This window comes from Merdimonas faecis, assembly GCF_001754075.1.
Classification (GTDB): Bacteria; Bacillota; Clostridia; order Lachnospirales; family Lachnospiraceae; genus Merdimonas; species Merdimonas faecis.
In genome coordinates this window covers 17,164-33,263 of record NZ_MIEH01000009.1, presented here as the reverse complement: position 1 = coordinate 33,263, position 16,100 = coordinate 17,164, and the positions used below count along the sequence as shown (strand labels likewise).

Annotated in this window: 17 protein-coding genes and 1 pseudogene; 15 read left to right on the top strand and 3 right to left on the bottom strand. The window is 50.2% G+C overall.

The window, feature by feature from the left end; translation table 11 throughout:
- Positions 1 to 63 precede the first annotated feature (63 nt).
- The 11 genes and pseudogenes from BKD12_RS04420 (at position 64) to BKD12_RS04375 (ending at position 11,868) form a co-directional block, all read left to right on the top strand.
- Positions 64 to 2,775, top strand: coding sequence for a translation factor GTPase family protein (locus tag BKD12_RS04420; protein WP_070088120.1), 2,712 nt, complete (start codon positions 64 to 66; stop codon positions 2,773 to 2,775).
- 82 nt (positions 2,776 to 2,857) lie between these two features.
- On the top strand, positions 2,858 to 4,093 hold the full coding sequence (locus BKD12_RS04415; RefSeq protein ID WP_070088150.1) for an MFS transporter: 1,236 nt from the start codon (positions 2,858 to 2,860) through the stop codon (positions 4,091 to 4,093).
- Between the two features lie 37 nt (positions 4,094 to 4,130).
- A complete protein-coding gene (locus tag BKD12_RS04410; protein ID WP_070088119.1) occupies positions 4,131 to 4,922 on the top strand; it encodes a zinc dependent phospholipase C family protein in 792 nt (263 codons plus the stop codon).
- Positions 4,894 to 5,835 (top strand): DNA/RNA non-specific endonuclease, encoded by a 942-nt coding sequence (locus BKD12_RS04405; protein WP_070088118.1) that lies wholly within the window; start codon positions 4,894 to 4,896, stop codon positions 5,833 to 5,835. Before BKD12_RS04410 ends, BKD12_RS04405 begins: the two co-directional genes overlap by 29 nt.
- Positions 5,836 to 6,199: 364 nt before the next feature.
- Positions 6,200 to 6,538, top strand: a complete 339-nt coding sequence (locus BKD12_RS04400; protein WP_070088149.1) for a TIGR04076 family protein — start codon at positions 6,200 to 6,202, stop codon at positions 6,536 to 6,538.
- Positions 6,539 to 6,553: 15 nt separating this feature from the next.
- On the top strand, positions 6,554 to 7,603 hold the full coding sequence (locus BKD12_RS04395) for an aldo/keto reductase (protein WP_070088117.1): 1,050 nt from the start codon (positions 6,554 to 6,556) through the stop codon (positions 7,601 to 7,603).
- A gap of 45 nt (positions 7,604 to 7,648) precedes the next feature.
- The gene (locus BKD12_RS04390; protein WP_070088116.1) at positions 7,649 to 9,097 is read left to right on the top strand and encodes a Na+/H+ antiporter NhaC family protein; all 1,449 of its coding nucleotides are present in this window, start codon (positions 7,649 to 7,651) and stop codon (positions 9,095 to 9,097) included.
- 12 nt (positions 9,098 to 9,109) lie between these two features.
- Positions 9,110 to 9,592 (top strand): annotated as a pseudogene (locus BKD12_RS17545) (methylated-DNA--[protein]-cysteine S-methyltransferase); the annotation flags it as partial.
- Entirely contained in the window at positions 9,593 to 10,171 is a 579-nt protein-coding gene (locus BKD12_RS17540) for a DNA-3-methyladenine glycosylase I (protein WP_070088148.1), read from the top strand.
- Between the two features lie 19 nt (positions 10,172 to 10,190).
- Positions 10,191 to 11,057, top strand: coding sequence for a LysR family transcriptional regulator (locus BKD12_RS04380; protein ID WP_070088115.1), 867 nt, complete (start codon positions 10,191 to 10,193; stop codon positions 11,055 to 11,057).
- A gap of 112 nt (positions 11,058 to 11,169) precedes the next feature.
- Entirely contained in the window at positions 11,170 to 11,868 is a 699-nt protein-coding gene (locus BKD12_RS04375; RefSeq protein ID WP_070088114.1) for a carboxymuconolactone decarboxylase family protein, read from the top strand.
- Positions 11,869 to 11,887: 19 nt separating this feature from the next.
- Here BKD12_RS04375 and BKD12_RS17100 read toward each other — a convergent pair whose 3' ends face one another.
- The gene (locus BKD12_RS17100) at positions 11,888 to 12,175 is read right to left on the bottom strand and encodes a hypothetical protein (protein WP_070088113.1); all 288 of its coding nucleotides are present in this window, start codon (positions 12,173 to 12,175) and stop codon (positions 11,888 to 11,890) included.
- Between the two features lie 8 nt (positions 12,176 to 12,183).
- Entirely contained in the window at positions 12,184 to 12,636 is a 453-nt protein-coding gene (locus BKD12_RS17095) for an MFS transporter (RefSeq protein WP_278308586.1), read from the bottom strand.
- 63 nt (positions 12,637 to 12,699) lie between these two features.
- Here BKD12_RS17095 and BKD12_RS16850 point away from each other — a divergent pair, with 63 nt between their 5' ends.
- The gene (locus BKD12_RS16850) at positions 12,700 to 12,855 is read left to right on the top strand and encodes a hypothetical protein (RefSeq protein WP_176730925.1); all 156 of its coding nucleotides are present in this window, start codon (positions 12,700 to 12,702) and stop codon (positions 12,853 to 12,855) included.
- 37 nt (positions 12,856 to 12,892) lie between these two features.
- Here the strand turns inward: BKD12_RS16850 and fliB are convergent, their stop codons facing one another.
- Positions 12,893 to 14,053: a flagellin lysine-N-methylase gene (gene fliB / locus BKD12_RS04360; RefSeq protein WP_070088111.1), complete on the bottom strand. Its 1,161-nt coding sequence runs from the start codon at positions 14,051 to 14,053 to the stop codon at positions 12,893 to 12,895.
- 171 nt (positions 14,054 to 14,224) lie between these two features.
- On the opposite strand from fliB, the gene BKD12_RS04355 reads away from it, so the two are divergent.
- Genes BKD12_RS04355 through BKD12_RS04345 form a run of 3 tightly spaced genes read left to right on the top strand, consistent with a single transcriptional unit; the run spans position 14,225 to position 16,056 of the window.
- A complete protein-coding gene (locus BKD12_RS04355) occupies positions 14,225 to 14,731 on the top strand; it encodes an O-acetyl-ADP-ribose deacetylase (RefSeq protein WP_070088147.1) in 507 nt (168 codons plus the stop codon).
- 32 nt (positions 14,732 to 14,763) lie between these two features.
- Complete coding sequence (locus tag BKD12_RS04350; RefSeq protein WP_070088110.1) at positions 14,764 to 15,048, top strand: hypothetical protein; 285 nt, start codon at positions 14,764 to 14,766, stop codon at positions 15,046 to 15,048.
- A gap of 30 nt (positions 15,049 to 15,078) precedes the next feature.
- Positions 15,079 to 16,056: a P1 family peptidase gene (locus tag BKD12_RS04345; RefSeq protein WP_070088109.1), complete on the top strand. Its 978-nt coding sequence runs from the start codon at positions 15,079 to 15,081 to the stop codon at positions 16,054 to 16,056.
- The last annotated feature ends 44 nt before the right edge of the window (positions 16,057 to 16,100 follow it).

Below are 16,100 nucleotides of genomic sequence, written 5' to 3'. Positions count from 1 at the left end.
CGACTTCTCCCCCTTTCTGTGATATGATAAAAATTGTATTATCGAACAGAAAGGGGTATTTTCATGGAAAATACGTCTGAAAATAAAGAAATTACAAATGGAAAAGAGCGGGTAAAAAGGATTTCTCTTGGCGTCCTGGCCCATGTGGATGCCGGGAAAACGACCCTTTCCGAGGCGCTTCTCTACTTAAGCGGAGCCATTCGTAAGGCCGGCAGGGTGGACAGCCAGGATGCGTTCCTGGACACCTACGAGCTGGAAAAGAAGCGTGGGATCACCATCTTTTCCAAGCAGGCACAGATGGAGTGGAAGGACAGTAAGATTACGCTTCTGGATACTCCGGGGCATGTGGACTTTTCAGCAGAGATGGAGCGTGTCCTGCAGGTACTGGACTATGCGGTTCTGGTAATCAGCGGGGCGGATGGCGTGCAGGGGCATACCAGGACGCTTTGGAAGCTGCTGGAGCGCTACAATATCCCGGCTTTTTTATTTGTCAATAAGATGGATCAGGCCGGAACGGACCGGGAGAAGCTGATGAACGGACTAAAAAACCAGCTTGGTGAAGGCTTCGTGGACTTTGGCCGGGATCAGGACCGGGAAACGTTTTTGGAGGAGCTGGCCGTCTGCGATGAAAATGTGCTGGAGCATTATCTGCAGGAAGGAGAGGTCAGATCAGAAGAGATCCGGCGGATGATCCGGGAGCGGAAGGTGTTCCCCTGCTATTTCGGCTCAGCGCTTAAGATCAATGGAGTGGAAGCGCTGCTGGATGGAATAGCGGCCTATACGGAAGAAAAAGAGTACCCGGGGGATTTCCGGGCGAAGGTATATAAAATTTCCAGGGATAGCCAGGGAACCCGGCTGACTCACATCAAAGTTACCGGCGGAAAGCTGAAGGTCAAGGATCTTTTGGACGGCATGGATCAAAAGGAAGAGCCATGGGAAGAAAAAGTAGATCAGATCCGCCTGTATTCCGGAGAAAAGTATGAGATGCTCCAGGAGGCGCAGGCGGGAATGGTCTGTGCGCTTACAGGGCTTACTCATACCTGGCCGGGGGAAGGCCTGAGCGGGGAGGAAGATGCGGAAGATCCGGCTCTGGAGCCGGTGCTGGAATATAAGGTACAGCTTCCGTACGGGTGTGATGTTCACCAGATGCTTCAGAACCTAAGAAGGCTGGAGGAAGAAGAGCCCATGCTCCGGGTAGTCTGGGAAGAAGAGCTAGGTGAAATCTACGTACGACTGATGGGAGAAGTCCAGATTGAGATCCTGAAAAGCCTGATTCAGGAGCGATTTGGCGTAAATGTCACCTTTGATGCCGGGCGTGTGGTGTATAAAGAGACCATCCAGAATACGGTGGAGGGCGTGGGGCATTTCGAGCCGCTGCGTCACTATGCGGAAGTCCATCTGTTGATGGAGCCGGGAGAGAGGGGCAGTGGTCTGGTGCTTGAAAGCGCCTGCAGTGAGGATGAACTGAACCTGAACTGGCAGCGGCTGATCCTGACCCATCTGGGAGAGAAGGTTCACCGGGGTGTACTGACCGGATCCGCGGTTACAGATATGAAGATCACGCTGATGTCCGGCAAGGCCCACCTGAAGCATACGGAAGGCGGGGACTTCAGACAGGCGACCTACCGGGCGGTCCGGCAGGGACTGATGCAGGCGGAGAGTATCCTGCTGGAGCCTTACTATGAATTTTTGCTGGAGGTGCCAACGGAAATGACCGGACGAGCCCTGACCGATATCCAGAATATGGGCGGTGAATGTGGACTGCCGGAACAGGAGCAGGAGATGACAGTTTTAAAAGGCCGGGCTCCGGTGGCGGCCATGCGGGAGTATCCCCGGGAAGTGGCGGCTTACACCAGAGGAATGGGGCACCTGACCTGTACCTTCTGGGGATATGATCAGTGTCAGAGCCAGGAAGAAGTAATCAAGGCGGCAGCCTATGATCCGGACCGGGATGAGGAAAATCCGTCCGGTTCTGTCTTCTGCTCTCATGGTGCAGGATACTACGTGCCATGGCAGGAGGTACCGGAGCATATGCATCTGCCAAGCTGTCTTGGGAGGGAACCGAAGGGGCCGGAAGAAGGCCGGACGATAGAGAGACGAAAGACCGCTGCCTGGGGTGCGGAAGAAAAAGAGCTGGAAGAAATCTTTATCCGTACCTACGGAAAAGTGGAGCGTAAACGGCAGGATGGCTGGAAACGGCAGGTTCGGAGCCTGGATGATGGAGAAAAGAAAAAGAAGGATCCGGCGGAGACAGAATATCTGCTGGTCGATGGTTATAATGTAATTTTTGCCTGGGAAGACTTAAAAGAACTGGCAAAGGTTAATATCGAGGGGGCCAGGCACAAGCTGATGGATGTGCTCTGCAACTATCAGGGATACCGGGGCTGCCAGGTGATCCTGGTGTATGATGCCTATCAGGTGGAAGGAGAACACCTGGAGATCATGAAATACCACAATATCCATGTGGTCTATACGAAAGAGGCGGAGACGGCGGACCAGTACATTGAGAAGGTGGTCCATCAGATCGGGCGGAAATACCATGTTACGGTTGTGACCTCTGATGGTGTGGAGCAGGTGGTCACTCTGGGGCAGGGGGGAACCCTGATCTCGGCAAGGGAGTTCCGGGAGGATGTAAAGATCATGGAACAGCAGCTGCGGGAAGAGTATCTGGAGCGGCATGGCAGCAGCCGTAATTTCCTGTTCGACCATCTGGATGAGGAGCTTGCAGCCCATATGGAGGATGTACGGCTGGGGAGAAAGGATCTGGAAAATTAACTCGTATTTTACAAGAAAATGATCCTGCATTTACAGGACAGAGGTATGATTGGAAAAAAGTCTGAAGGAAGAGGAAGTATCTATGGGAAATGATAAATTGACAAAAATGGAAAAATACTGGATTTTGTATGATGTGGGAAATTCAGCATTTACGCTGCTGGTCTCCACCATTATCCCTATCTATTTTAATGCACTGGCGGGAAATGCAGGGATTTCTGAAGTGGATTATCTGGCATACTGGGGGTATGCGGCGTCTATTTCTACAGTGATCGTAGCCATTTTGGGCCCGACCATGGGAACGGTGGCAGATACCAGGAATTATAAGAAGCCATTGTTTGTATTTTTCATGATGATCGGCGTAATTGGCTGTGCGGCGCTCTCTGTTCCCACGTCATGGATCGTATTTTTAGTAGTCTTTGTGATCGCGAAGGTGGGGTATAATGCCAGCCTGATCTTCTATGATTCGATGCTGGTGGATGTGACAACGCCGGAGCGGATGGATAAGGTGTCTTCCCACGGTTATGCGTGGGGATACATCGGAAGCTGTATTCCTTTTATCATTTCTCTGGTGTTTGTGTTGATGTATGAGAGTATTGGGATTACAATGAATACAGCGATGATGCTGGCGTTCCTGATCAATGCGGTGTGGTGGGTCTTAATGACTTTGCCGCTTCTTAAAAACTACAGGCAGAAAAATTTTGCGGCGCCGCCGGAGCATCCGATTAAGGACAGCTTTATAAGGCTGGGTCATACACTGCGGGATATCAAAAAGGAGAAAAAGATATTTTTATATCTGCTTGCGTTTTTCTTCTTTATTGACGGTGTATACACGATCATCGAGATGGCAACCGCATACGGAAGCGCCCTGGGACTGGATACGACAGGGCTTCTGCTGGCGCTTCTGGTAACACAGATCGTAGCATTTCCGTGTGCGCTGATCTTTTCCAGGTTTTCCAAACGGTATGAGACCACGAAACTGATCAAGGTCTGTATCGCAGCCTACACTTTGATCGCTTTATTTGCCATTCAGCTGGATAAACAGTGGGAGTTCTGGTTCCTGGCTGTGATGGTGGGGATGTTCCAGGGAGCGATCCAGGCGCTGGCAAGATCCTATTTTGCCAAGATCATTCCGGCAGAAAAGTCAGGAGAATATTTTGGGATCTACGATATCTGCGGGAAAGGAGCATCCTTTATGGGGACGACCTTAGTGGGTATCGTGGCACAGATCACGAACGTAGCCAATGCCGGCGTGGCGATCATCGCGGTAATGTTCGTGATCGGCTTTGTATTATTTAACAAAGCAGCAGCAGTCAAATAATAGATAAGGGTTCAGATTAAGAAAGGGGATTATAAATATGCCTGCATTTTATGCACATGACAGATTTGGGAAGAAAGTGGCGGAGCGTCTGCCAAAGACGCTGCAGCAGACGGTGAAAAGACATTACCGGCAGTACAGGATCGGACTGCAGGGGCCGGATCTGTTTTTCTTTTACCAGCCATACAGGCCAAACCGGGTGACAAAATATGGAAATCATCTCCATGATATTTCCGCAATGCCCTTTTTCGAGCACGCCCAGAAAGTGGTGCGTAAGAGGGGAGAGAGCAGCCGGGAGTATGCCTATCTGATGGGCTTTGTATGCCATTTTATCCTGGACAGCGAGTGTCATCCGTATGTGGAGGAATATATTGAGAAAAGCGGTGTACAGCATCTGGAGATCGAAGAAGAGTTTGAAAAAAAGCTGATGCGTAAGGACGGGAAGGATCCCTTTTCCTATCCGCTGGCCCGTCTGGTGCCGGTGGATATCGCTACGGCGGACGCTATCTGGCCTTTCTATGAGAATATCAGCCGGAAGATCGTACTTAAGTCCCTGAAGTGGCTGCGTCTGATAAAGCGCCTGTTTACGGCGCCCGGAAAGGCTAAGTATCACCTGGTCAATACCGGACTGCGGATGACCGGGCATTATGCTGGCATGAAAGGCCTGCTGAATCAGAGAAAAGATAATTCGAAGTGCAGGGTAAGCAACGAAGAGCTGATGAAGCGGTTTGACTCGGCTGTAGATCTGGCAGTACGGATGATCGTAAGTCTGGATGAGAGCATCTGGACCAGAAAGGAGCTGGATGAACGGTTTGACAGGACATTTTCGTAAATATCTGACGCTTCTTGTCTGTACTCTTCTGCTGAATGTCTGTACGGCCTGCGGTATCGAACAGGCATTTACAGAGGAAGTGCCGGAGGAATCCGTATCCGTCACCCAGGTAGAACTGGGAGAAATCCCGGAGTATCAGGGTTCTCCTTACATAGAAGTAGAGGAAAACGAACCGGACTTTACAGAGGAAGAGCTGACAGAGGTTTCTTATGAAAGCTATGGGGAGCTTGACGAGCTGGGGCGGTGTACTACGGTTGAGGCCTGTATCGGGACAGATCTGATGCCAAAGGAAGAACGGGGGAACATCAGCGAGGTGAAGCCTACCGGATGGCAGTCTGTCCAGTACGATAATGTAGAAGGCGGTTCCCTTTACAACCGGTGCCATCTCATCGGCTATCAGCTGACCGGAGAAAATGCAAATGAGCAGAATCTGATCACTGGAACCCGGTATATGAATACAGAAGGGATGCTTCCCTTCGAAAATGAAGTGGCAGAATATGTGGAAGAGACGGATTACCATGTGATGTATCGGGTGACCCCGGTGTTCGAGGGGGACAATCTTGTGGCTTCCGGTGTCTGGATGGAAGCGGAGTCCGTAGAAGACGGAGGCGAAGGCGTGTCCTTTAATGTTTATGTCTATAACGTACAGCCCGGGATTGAGATTGATTATACCCAGGGCAACAGCAGTGAGGCTGACGATGCCAGGAGCGGCAGCAGCGGGGACGAAGATGTACAGGCGGACAGTGGCGAAGAGACACAGACGTATATTCTGAATACCAATACGCACAAATTTCATAAACCAGACTGCAGCAGTGTGGGAGATATGAAGCCTCAGAACCGGCAGGAATTTGAAGGTACCCGGGGGGAAGCGATCAGCCAGGGCTATGATCCCTGCGGGAGCTGTAATCCGTAAAGCGGTGCGACAGTTTTGAAATCAGGAAAAAATAGTTTGACAATTGCGTTGCTGTGATGCTATACTACAAAAGTAAACCGAAGACGGGGAAGTTAGGCAGTCAAACGGTCTAAAGCGAATCCGGGAGGGTGGAAGCCGGAAAGACGACAGTGGCGGCAAGTGGGCCCCGGAGGGCGAGGTGAAGGGTAGGAAGCCTGGTAGCCAAGACGCATAAGACCAGCGTTATCCGGTCAGGAATGTGATGGCATTCTGGAATGAGAGGGTACGGAGTATCGTGCCAAACAAGGTGGTACCGCAGGTTTTATACCTGTCCTTGAAGAGATTCAGGGGCAGGTTTTTTGTTTTTCGGAGAAAGGAGAAAAAGATGGGCGACAGTTTTACATTATATGATCTGAAGGTGGAAGTGATTGGCTCTGAAAGGCCAATGGTGTGCAGTCATAAAGAAGGAGATTATTTTCTGGTGATCGGCGAAAACCTGGTGTTTCCGCAGACCCATTCCTTTTCCATGTATTCACTGGCGGCGCTTCTTCCTTTGCTTCCGGCCAAACAAAGACCGCTGGATGGAAATGACTGGATGCTGTCAGACAGTGTGATTGCCTGTCCGGATCCAAATTGCGGGGCAAAATTTAAAATCACACGGATTGGGAAAAGGACATTCCGGCATGGCGAATGTACCGTGGAAAAAATCGCAGTTCGAGAATAAAAGGAGACGAGAAAAATGGAGCAGAAACTGAACTTAGGAGAGAACTATCAGATTAACAGAGTGATCAACGGATGCTGGCAGCTTTCGGAAGGGCACAGCATTAAAAATGACCTGGATTTTGATGATGTGATGCGGGCATTTCATATGCTGGCGGAAAGAGGATTTACCACCTTTGACTGTGGCGATATCTATACCGGGGTGGAAGAGTTCCTTGGAAAATTTGTCCGGGAATTGAAACACGGAAGCGGACTCTCGCCGGATCAGATCCAGATCCATACGAAATATGTGCCTGATCTCGATCTGTTAAGCCAGGTAGACTTTGCATATACAGAAAAAATTATTGACCGGAGCCTGAAACGTCTGAATCGGGAGATCCTGGATATGGTGCAGTTTCACTGGTGGGACTACGAGGTGCCGGGCTGCATTGAGACGGCAGAATACCTGGTGAGGCTGAAGGAAAAAGGAAAGATCAGGAATATCAGCGTAACGAACTTTGACACCAGACATCTGAAAGAACTGGTGGATGCAGGAATTCCGGTAACTACTACTCAGACGCAGTATTCTGTTTTTGACCGCAGACCGGAGAAAGGATATCTGGAATATTGTAAAGGCCAGGGGATCCCTATGCTGTGTTATGGTACTTTGTCGGGAGGATTTCTGGCAGAACGGTGGATCGGAAAGAGGATGGAAGAGCCGGAGACCAGATCCCAGGTTAAGTATCTGCAGGTTATTGAGGATTCGCTGGGATGGGACGGTTATCAGAAGCTGTTGAAGCTTTTGCAGGGAATTGCAGAGAAATATCAGGTAGGAATTTCACAGGTGGCATCCAAATATATATTAAGTCAGGAAGGTGTGGGTGCTGCGATTATCGGCATACGAAACAGCCGTCATGTGGAAGATAATCTGAAGATTTTCTCTTTCGAGCTTGAACAGGAAGAAATCATGGAAATCCGCAGGTTTCTGGAGGCATATCCAACGGTAGAAGGAGAGCCTTTTGAACAGGAACGGACGATCGGGTCAAAATACAGAAATATTATGTGGATGAATTTGAACGAAGAAGAATAGAGATAAACGTAAAAAAGCAGCACAGATAAAAAGGAGGAAACGTATATGGATGAGCAGCGCAGAACAGAACAAAAAGAAAGACTGGAGTTTCGTGGCGGCTGGGGAATGTCCTTTCTGCCGGCTGTGATTTTCTTGTTTTTTTGTGTCTTGTACTTTGTTATTTTTAAGGCCTTTGAGATGTATGCATTGGCAATGGGAGCATTTGTGGGGCTGCTGGCCGGCGGGCTCTTTGTAAAGAAGGGGCACTATGACAGGTTCTGGGATGCTGTCCATAAAGGGGCTGACGAGGCGGTTCCGATCGGTATCCTGCTTTTAATCATCGGCATGTTTGCGGAAATGATCAAGACGGCGAACCTGTCTTCCGGGTTTGTATGGCTTGCAGACTCATTTCATGTAAAAGGCGGCCTGTTTACAGCATTTACCTTCTTTGCTGTCTGTGTTATCGCTACCGCTACGGGGTCGTCTCTTGGCACGATGTTTACCTGTTTTCCGATTTTTTATCCGGCAGGGATCCTGTTGGGAAGCAGTGCGCCGGTACTGGCGGGAGCAATTGTAGGCGGGGCGATTTTTGGAGATAACCTGGCGCCGATTTCTGATACTACCATTATTTCGGCAGGGACCCAGGAGTACACAAAGAAACCCGGGACTGCGGATGTGGGAGGCTGCGTGGCTACAAGGCTCAAATATTCTCTGACTGCGGGCTCTATTTCCTTTGTTTTGTTCTGGGTGTTCGGAGGCGGCGGCACGGGAGGAAACGGAGGCGAAAAGCTGCTGGCGGAAAATATGGATCCTTCTACGCTGATCATGTTGATCCCGGTTGTAGTCATGCTGGCAGTGGCAGTGAAAAGCCGGAATATTTATAAGGCTATTACGGTTGGCCTTGTCCTTGGAAGTGTGCTTGGCGTGGCGTCCGGAATACTGAAGTTTTCAGATATTCTGTCTATTTCGGACGGAGCACCGGCCGGCTTTTTGACTTCGGGAATCAGCGGTATGATGGCAACGGTAGTGCTGGTACTTTCGGTATATGGAATCATGGGAGTCCTGACAGCAGCAGGAGTTATGGACCGGATTGCAGACGGCATTTTGAGAAGCCGCCTTGGAAAGACGGTCAGGGGTGCGGAGATCGCGATGATGCTTGGGATATCCCTGACAACATTGATCTTTGGGGGTGTGACAAGCGCTTCCATGGCTACTTTTGGTAAGATACAGAATGAAATCGGAAAAAGGGTAGGACTTCACCCGTACAGACGTGCAAATCTGCTGGATGGGTTTGCGAATGCTATCGTGCTGGTGATGCCTTTCCTGAGTGTCTTTGTATTTATAGGAACATCTCTGACGGAAGGCTATGATATGGCCGAACCGCTTACGGTGACACAGGTGGGCGGCAGTATGTTCTATAGTATGATGTTGTTCCTGGTTCTGTTATTTTCAGTAGTCACAGGCTGGGGAAGACAATACGAGGGGGAGAATGGAGAGCCATTGAATCGAAAATAAAAGGAGGATACTATGTATTATTCTACGACTTACCGGTCGCCGGTAGGGATACTTACCCTTGCCAGTGACGGAGAAGCACTGGCGGGTCTTTGGATTTCCGGACAGAAATATTACGGCGGTTCCCTTTCCGGCAAAATGACGGAAAGGGACGGCCTTTCTGTGTTTACAGAGACAAAGGACTGGCTGGACCGGTATTTTGCAGGGGAGAAGCCGGCAATCTGTGAGCTTGAGCTTGCTCCCGCAGGAACAGCTTTCCAACAGACAATCTGGAAATTGTTGTGCCGGATTCCGTACGGACAGGTGACTACTTACGGAGCGCTGGCGCGTCAGGCGGCAGAAGTACTGGGAAAACCTTCCATGTCCGGCCAGGCAGTAGGCGGGGCGGTCGGCCACAATCCGATCTCTATCATCATTCCCTGCCACCGGGTCATTGGGAGCGATGGAAGCTTGACAGGCTATGCGGGGGGAACCCATGTAAAGGCCAGACTTCTTAAACTGGAGGGGGCAGAGCTTCCGGAGCTTTGGAGTCATCGGTGCCGATGGGCAAATCCCCAAAATGAGCGTTATCTTCAGTATCATGATGAGGAATGGGGCGTTCCGGTCTATGAGGATCAGAAGCTGTTTGAAATGCTGGTGCTGGAGTCCTTTCAGGCCGGACTTTCCTGGGAATGTGTGCTGAACAAACAGGAGGCGTTCCGAAAGGCCTTCGATGGATTCGATCTTGAAATTGTATGCGGCTATGGGAAGGAGAAGATGGAAGAGCTGAAACGGAATTCTGGAATTATACGAAATGGACGAAAGATCCAGGCAGCGGTGGAAAATGCCCGGATCTTCCGGAAAATTCAGGAAGAGTATGGAAGCTTTTCGAACTATCTGTGGCACTGGACAGATGGAGCTGTTATTTATGAAAAAGGATGTTCCCGGTCAGAGCTTTCAGATACGATATCCGGGGATCTGAAGAAAAGAGGTATGAAGTTTGTGGGGACGACTATTATTTATGCCTATCTTCAGGCGGTAGGCGTGATATATTCTCATGAAGCAGGATGCTATCTGGAATATAAAAAGCAAGGATAAGGAGAGGAGGAGTAAGGAAATGGAACTTCGGGTTTTAAAGTATTTTCTGATGGTAGCGAGGGAAGAAAATATTACGAAGGCAGCCAGTCTCCTTCACATTACACAGCCCACGCTTTCCCGGCAGCTGATCCAGTTGGAGGAAGAACTGGGAGTTCAGCTTTTTCACCGTGGAAAATACCATGTGACGCTGACAAATGACGGCATGCTTTTGAAGCGGCGGGCACAGGAGATTGTGGCTTTGACGGAAAAAACACAGAAGGAATTTCAAAATAGGGATGAAGAACTGGCTGGTGAGATAGCTATTGGCTGTGGAGAAACCTGGAATATGACCTGTCTTTCCAAGGAAATGGCAGAATTTCGGGAAATCCATCCACTGGTGCAGTTTCAGATATACAGCGCCAATGCGGACGACATCAAAGAGAGGATGGAGAAAGGGCTTCTGGATCTGGGCCTTTTGATGGAGCCTGTGGACATTGGACGGTATGAATTTATCCGGATGCCAAAGAAAGAGCACTGGGAGCTGCTGGTGAGAGAGGATTCCCCGCTGGCCCGCCTGGATGCGGTGACTCCGGCAGACCTGAAGGGGACGCCTCTGATCATGGCAAGCCGCGAGAATGTAAAAAATGTACTGACGAATTGGTTTGGTGATGATTACGAGGAAGTGGAGGTGGCGGCATCCTTTAACTTGCTGCTCAACGCTGCCAATATGGTAAAAAACGGTGTTGGGGCGGCATTCTGCTTCCATCTTGACATGGAGTATGACGGCCTTCGTTTTGTACCGCTTGCACCCCGCCTTGAGACGGGGGCGGTGCTGGCCTGGAAGAAAAACCAGATTTTTTCCAGTGCAGCCACCCGTTTTATTGAAACGCTGAAACATTCTATTTAGGCATTTTTCACTATTGGAAACAAGTATTAGACAATGGGTTTGATTCCTTATAAAATGTAGGTGTTAAAAAGAACACCTACATTTTTTCTGGAATAAAGAGGAGGAATCTTTTATGAAAGCAGAACAGAAGCTTTATGAGACCGATCCGGAGTTTATGGAGAGGTTTGAACATTTTGCATATGAGGAAGTGGTGAAGGAAGAGGGGCAGACCCTGGATGAGAAGACCAGATATCTGGCTATCCTGGCAACGCTTCTTGGATGTCAGGGCCTGGATGTATTTAAGGCTACACTGCCGGAGGCACTGGATGCAGGTCTTTCTCCGGTGATGATCAAAGAGACTGTCTACCAGGCAGTAGACTATCTGGGGATCGGGAGGATGTACCCCTTCCTTGGCGCAGTAAATGAAGTGCTGGAGGAAAGAGGAGTGCAGCTCCCTCTTGAAGGACAGGCAACCACTACCATGGAAAACCGTCTGGAAAAAGGCGCTGCACTTCAGCTTGAGATGTTCGGGGAAGGTATGAGAGACGCCTGGAAAAAGGGGCATATCAACCGGTGGCTGGCGGCTAACTGTTTTGGAGACTACTATACCAGGACCGGACTTGACTTAGCTCAAAGAGAGATGATCACATTCTGTTTCCTGGCGGCTCAGGGAGGCTGCGAGCCTCAGCTTACCTCTCACGCAAAAGGCAATATGAATATGGGAAATGACGCGGCTTTCCTGACAAAGGTAGTATCCCAGTGCCTGCCGTATATTGGCTATCCCCGCAGCCTGAATGCCATTGCCTGCATTAATAAGGCTGCAGAGAACTAAAAGATAATGCCTATTTGATTTATTGCACATGGGCTATGTCAATTTTCTCGCTGCTGCGTATAGAGAGAAAGACGCCGCAGGAGCAGATGAGTATCAAGATAGTGATAGCAGCCAAAAGACAGAAGGCATCTTGGCTTCCCTGTTGTGTGGCAAGTGCCGTGTCGCCCGGAAGAGAAGCCTGGGAAGCCGCTACGATGGTGGTGACTACAGAAGTGCCGATGGCTCCGGCCAGCTGCTGCAGGGTGTTGATCACGGCATTTCCATCTGCATTCAGTTCCTGGGGAAGCTGGCGCAGACCGTTAGTCATGGTATTGCCTACGGAACATCCTTGTCCCAGTGCAAAGAAGATGTAAAAGCCGATACAGGGAAACAGTTCGAGCCTGCGTGTAAACAGAGTAAAATGAAGACTATTCTCCAGCCAAAATGATTAACGATAAATCCGCCAAGAGAGGGGCCGACTGCCGGCGCCATGGCAGTGATGAGAGATGCCGTTCCCATCATAACCCCCAGCTTTTCCTCCGGCACCTGCTCCATTGTGATGTTAAACATCAGCGGAAGGGCAATACCGGTACCAACACCCTGGATCAGACGGCCCAGAAGCAGCAAAGAGAATACAGGTGTTACAGCTGCCAGGACTGTTCCAATGATGAACAGGATGATTGCTGTCATAAATAGTGATTTCATACGGAAACGTTTTTTTAGAGAGGAATCAGAAAAATCATATACCGCAGACAGCAAAGTGACTGCGTAGAAGAGAGCATAGAGCAGTGTACCGCCTGAATGGGCGGTACTTTTTTTCTGTCCGATTGAAGCAAGTTTGACGAAAATGCAGTGACCGGTTTCCTGTGTCTGGGACTTATACTGGTGATCGTACTGACCTGGTTTCTGAGAAAACGGCTGGAAAGAGGATGGCTTTTCTTACACCGTGGAACAGCCGTGCTGGTGTGGGTCATGCTTGCTGTACATATCTGGATGCAGGCAGGTTAAATAAAGGTAACGATCTCGTCTGGCGGTATGCTTTCCCCTAAAAAAGAAGAGAAAGCATGTGCCTCAGATGAAAGAGACGCTCATTTCCCAGCCGTTTTTCCATCAGCTCTTTATTCGGATCCGAGTGTTCCAGCTCCCGGGCAAACCGCCAGGCGGTCTGAAGAAGTCTTTCGTGATCTGCTTCCGCCGGGTTCATCAGACATTCGGCGCGGAACAGTTCCCGGATCAGGATCACAGATACAAAGGAAAACTTCATCTTTCCCCAGGCATCCTGATCGTAGACTGCTCCGGCAAAATAAGTAAAGAGAAAATAGACCATCAGCTGCTCTGTGACCACATCAGAGAATACCTCCTGGAAAACAGGAGCGCCCGCCGTCGCATAGGACGAAATGCTTTTCGTGTTTTTCTGCATGGCAAAGCGAAGGATGGATTCAGCCTGCTTGCGGTAAGGAGGCCAGTCCGGGCGCAGAACCTCCAGCTGATCCAGGATGTCAAACAGATTCTGCAGTGTACGCTCTGCGGAATCCTTTGTAAACTCCATGCCAGAGAGCTTTCGGTCGAACCATTCCCAGACGGTGGGGGCTTCGTAGCGGGCCAGAAGAGCATCGGTCTTAAAAAGGGTACCGCGGGCGATATGGACCTGCAGGTCGTGAGCCAGGGCCAGAACGATGGCAAGCCGCAGCTTCATAGGACGGGACCGGTCCTGAAGGATCCGGAAGCATAAGTTACGGGCGTCCATCAGCTTGGTAAATAAGAAGAAATCAAAATCCGGGTAGGTCTCTTCTTTATCGGTTTCCCCGTGGAGAAACTTAACCGGCGCCTCTGATTCCAGGATTAGTCTGGCAGCAGCCGGACAGGAGAGGGACAGGGAGATTTCCCGCAGGCCCTCAAATTCCTCGATGTGGCGCGGATAGGTCCGGCAGGTCCTGCAAAATGCATGCTCTCCGCCGCCTTCCAGATAAAGGTCACATAGGTTTTCGTCATTTAAAAAGGCACAGCGGCCCTCATATTGGCGGAAACTTCTTTCTTTCCAGTCAATCTCATTGTGAAGGCGTGCACCCAGCGCGCCTTTTGCTTTGCGGTATTTTTTCAGAGAAGCCGGATCAATCTGGATCTGCCAGCCGGCGCAGCAGGTATCCGGACATTTGCCGCCGATACAGTGAAAGCTTTTAAAATAATGTGGAATTGTATATTGCATAGACTCATCATCCTCGTATATTTTTTTCAACACTCACTATTATAACCAGTTGTAAGGAGAGACACAATGGGGTCGATTTTCATTTTTATGGAAATATGATAGAATAAAAAGGACTTTTCAGTTGAGATACCTGTAAAACAGAAAAGGAGGCTTTTAGTAATGAATGAAACGATGTTCCGCACCATCCGCGGAGATATTACGAAGGTTACAGATGTAGATGCTATTGTTAATGCGGCCAATACCAGCCTCCTTGGCGGAGGCGGAGTGGACGGAGCGATCCACCGGGCGGCAGGGCCGAAGCTTTTGGAAGAGTGCCGCACACTTCACGGCTGTAAGACCGGGAAAGCAAAAATCACAGGAGCTTATGAGCTTCCCTGCAGCTATGTGATTCATACGCCGGGGCCTGTCTGGCAGGGCGGACATAAAAAAGAACGGGAACTTCTGGCGTCCTGTTATCAGTCCTGCCTGGAGCTTGCCATACAGCACGGCGCACGCAGGATTGCGTTTCCATCGATTTCCACAGGCGTCTATCATTTCCCGGTGGAAGAGGCTGCCGGGATTGCGGTCCGTACAGCAAAGCGATTTGTACAGGAACATCCGGGAGAACTGGAACTGATCGAATGGGTATTGTTTGATGACCATACCTGGAAGGTTTATGAAAAGGCCCTTCAAGGGTAGAAGGGAACGGATTCAAAAGAAAGGAGATCCCTATGGCAAATATTGTGGAGATGTTAGACGAACTGCAGACCAGAGCCCTGCGTGAAGAGGATATCAGGGAAAAGCTGCTGGCGACCAGAGACGACATTGATCCCCTGGGGACCTTCTGCCGCGTATGCAGGGAACTGGGATATGAGATCTATGAGATGGAACTGGTGTGTGCGGGAGAAGAGTTTCATGCGGCTATGAAGCGCAGCACCAACGGCGGCGGGGAGAACTCGCCCAAGCTTGCAGGGGAAGATGATTTTTATGAGCTGTTTATGGCGAGTATCGAGTGATAAAGGCGAAGGGAGAAGAAGCGAAAGGATATGAAGCAGGAGATCAGTATCAGCAGGATCAAAGGGGTTCAGATCGGACAGGCAGAGAACGCGGCGGCAGGTACAGGCTGCACGGTATTTCTTGCCAGGAACGGGATGAAGGCAGGTTTAGACGTGCGGGGAGGCGGACCGGCATCCCGGGAATCAGAGCTGTTAAAGCCGATGGCGGCAGCCCAGGAGATTCATGGGATTGTACTGGCAGGCGGAAGCGCGTTTGGCCTTGGAGCGGCAGACGGTGTTATGAAGTATCTGGAAGAAAAAGGGATTGGCTTTGACGTAGGCGTAACCAGGGTGCCTCTGGTATGCCAGTCGGATCTTTTTGATCTGACCGTTGGAGATCCCTTTACAAGGCCGGATGGGGCGATGGGCTATGAGGCCTGTAAAAACGCCGAAAAGGGCAATTATAGAGACGGGAACTTCGGTGCAGGCTGCGGCGCCACCGTAGGAAAGTTTGCCGGTATGGAATTTTGTATGAAGTCCGGGATCGGAAGCTATGCCGTGGAGATCGGCGCCCTTCAGGTGGGAGCTGTAGTGGCGGTCAATGCCCTGGGAGATATTTATGACTGGAAAACAGGAGGGAAGATTGCCGGACTCCTTTCTGAAGACAAGAAGTCTTTCCGGCAGACGGAAGAGCTGCTGTATGCGAGTACGCAGGTGGTGGAGAATAAGTTTACGGGAAATACGACGATCGGTGTGATCCTGACCAATGCGGAATTTGGCAAGGCTTCTTTATGTAAGATCGCAGGCATGGCTCAGGACGGATATGCCAGATCTATCCGTCCTGTACACACGACGGCAGACGGAGACAGTATCTATGCGGTTTCTCTGGGAACAGTGCAGGCAGACCAGGATCTGGTGGGAACTCTGGCGGCAGAGGTGATGAGCGAGGCCATTGTCCGGGCGGTCACCAGTGCGGACAGTGCATACGGATATCCGGCATATCAGGATCTGGCCGGGAAACAAGAATAGGCAGAAAGCGTTGCTTAACAAAAAGGAGAACGGTTGTCATTGCC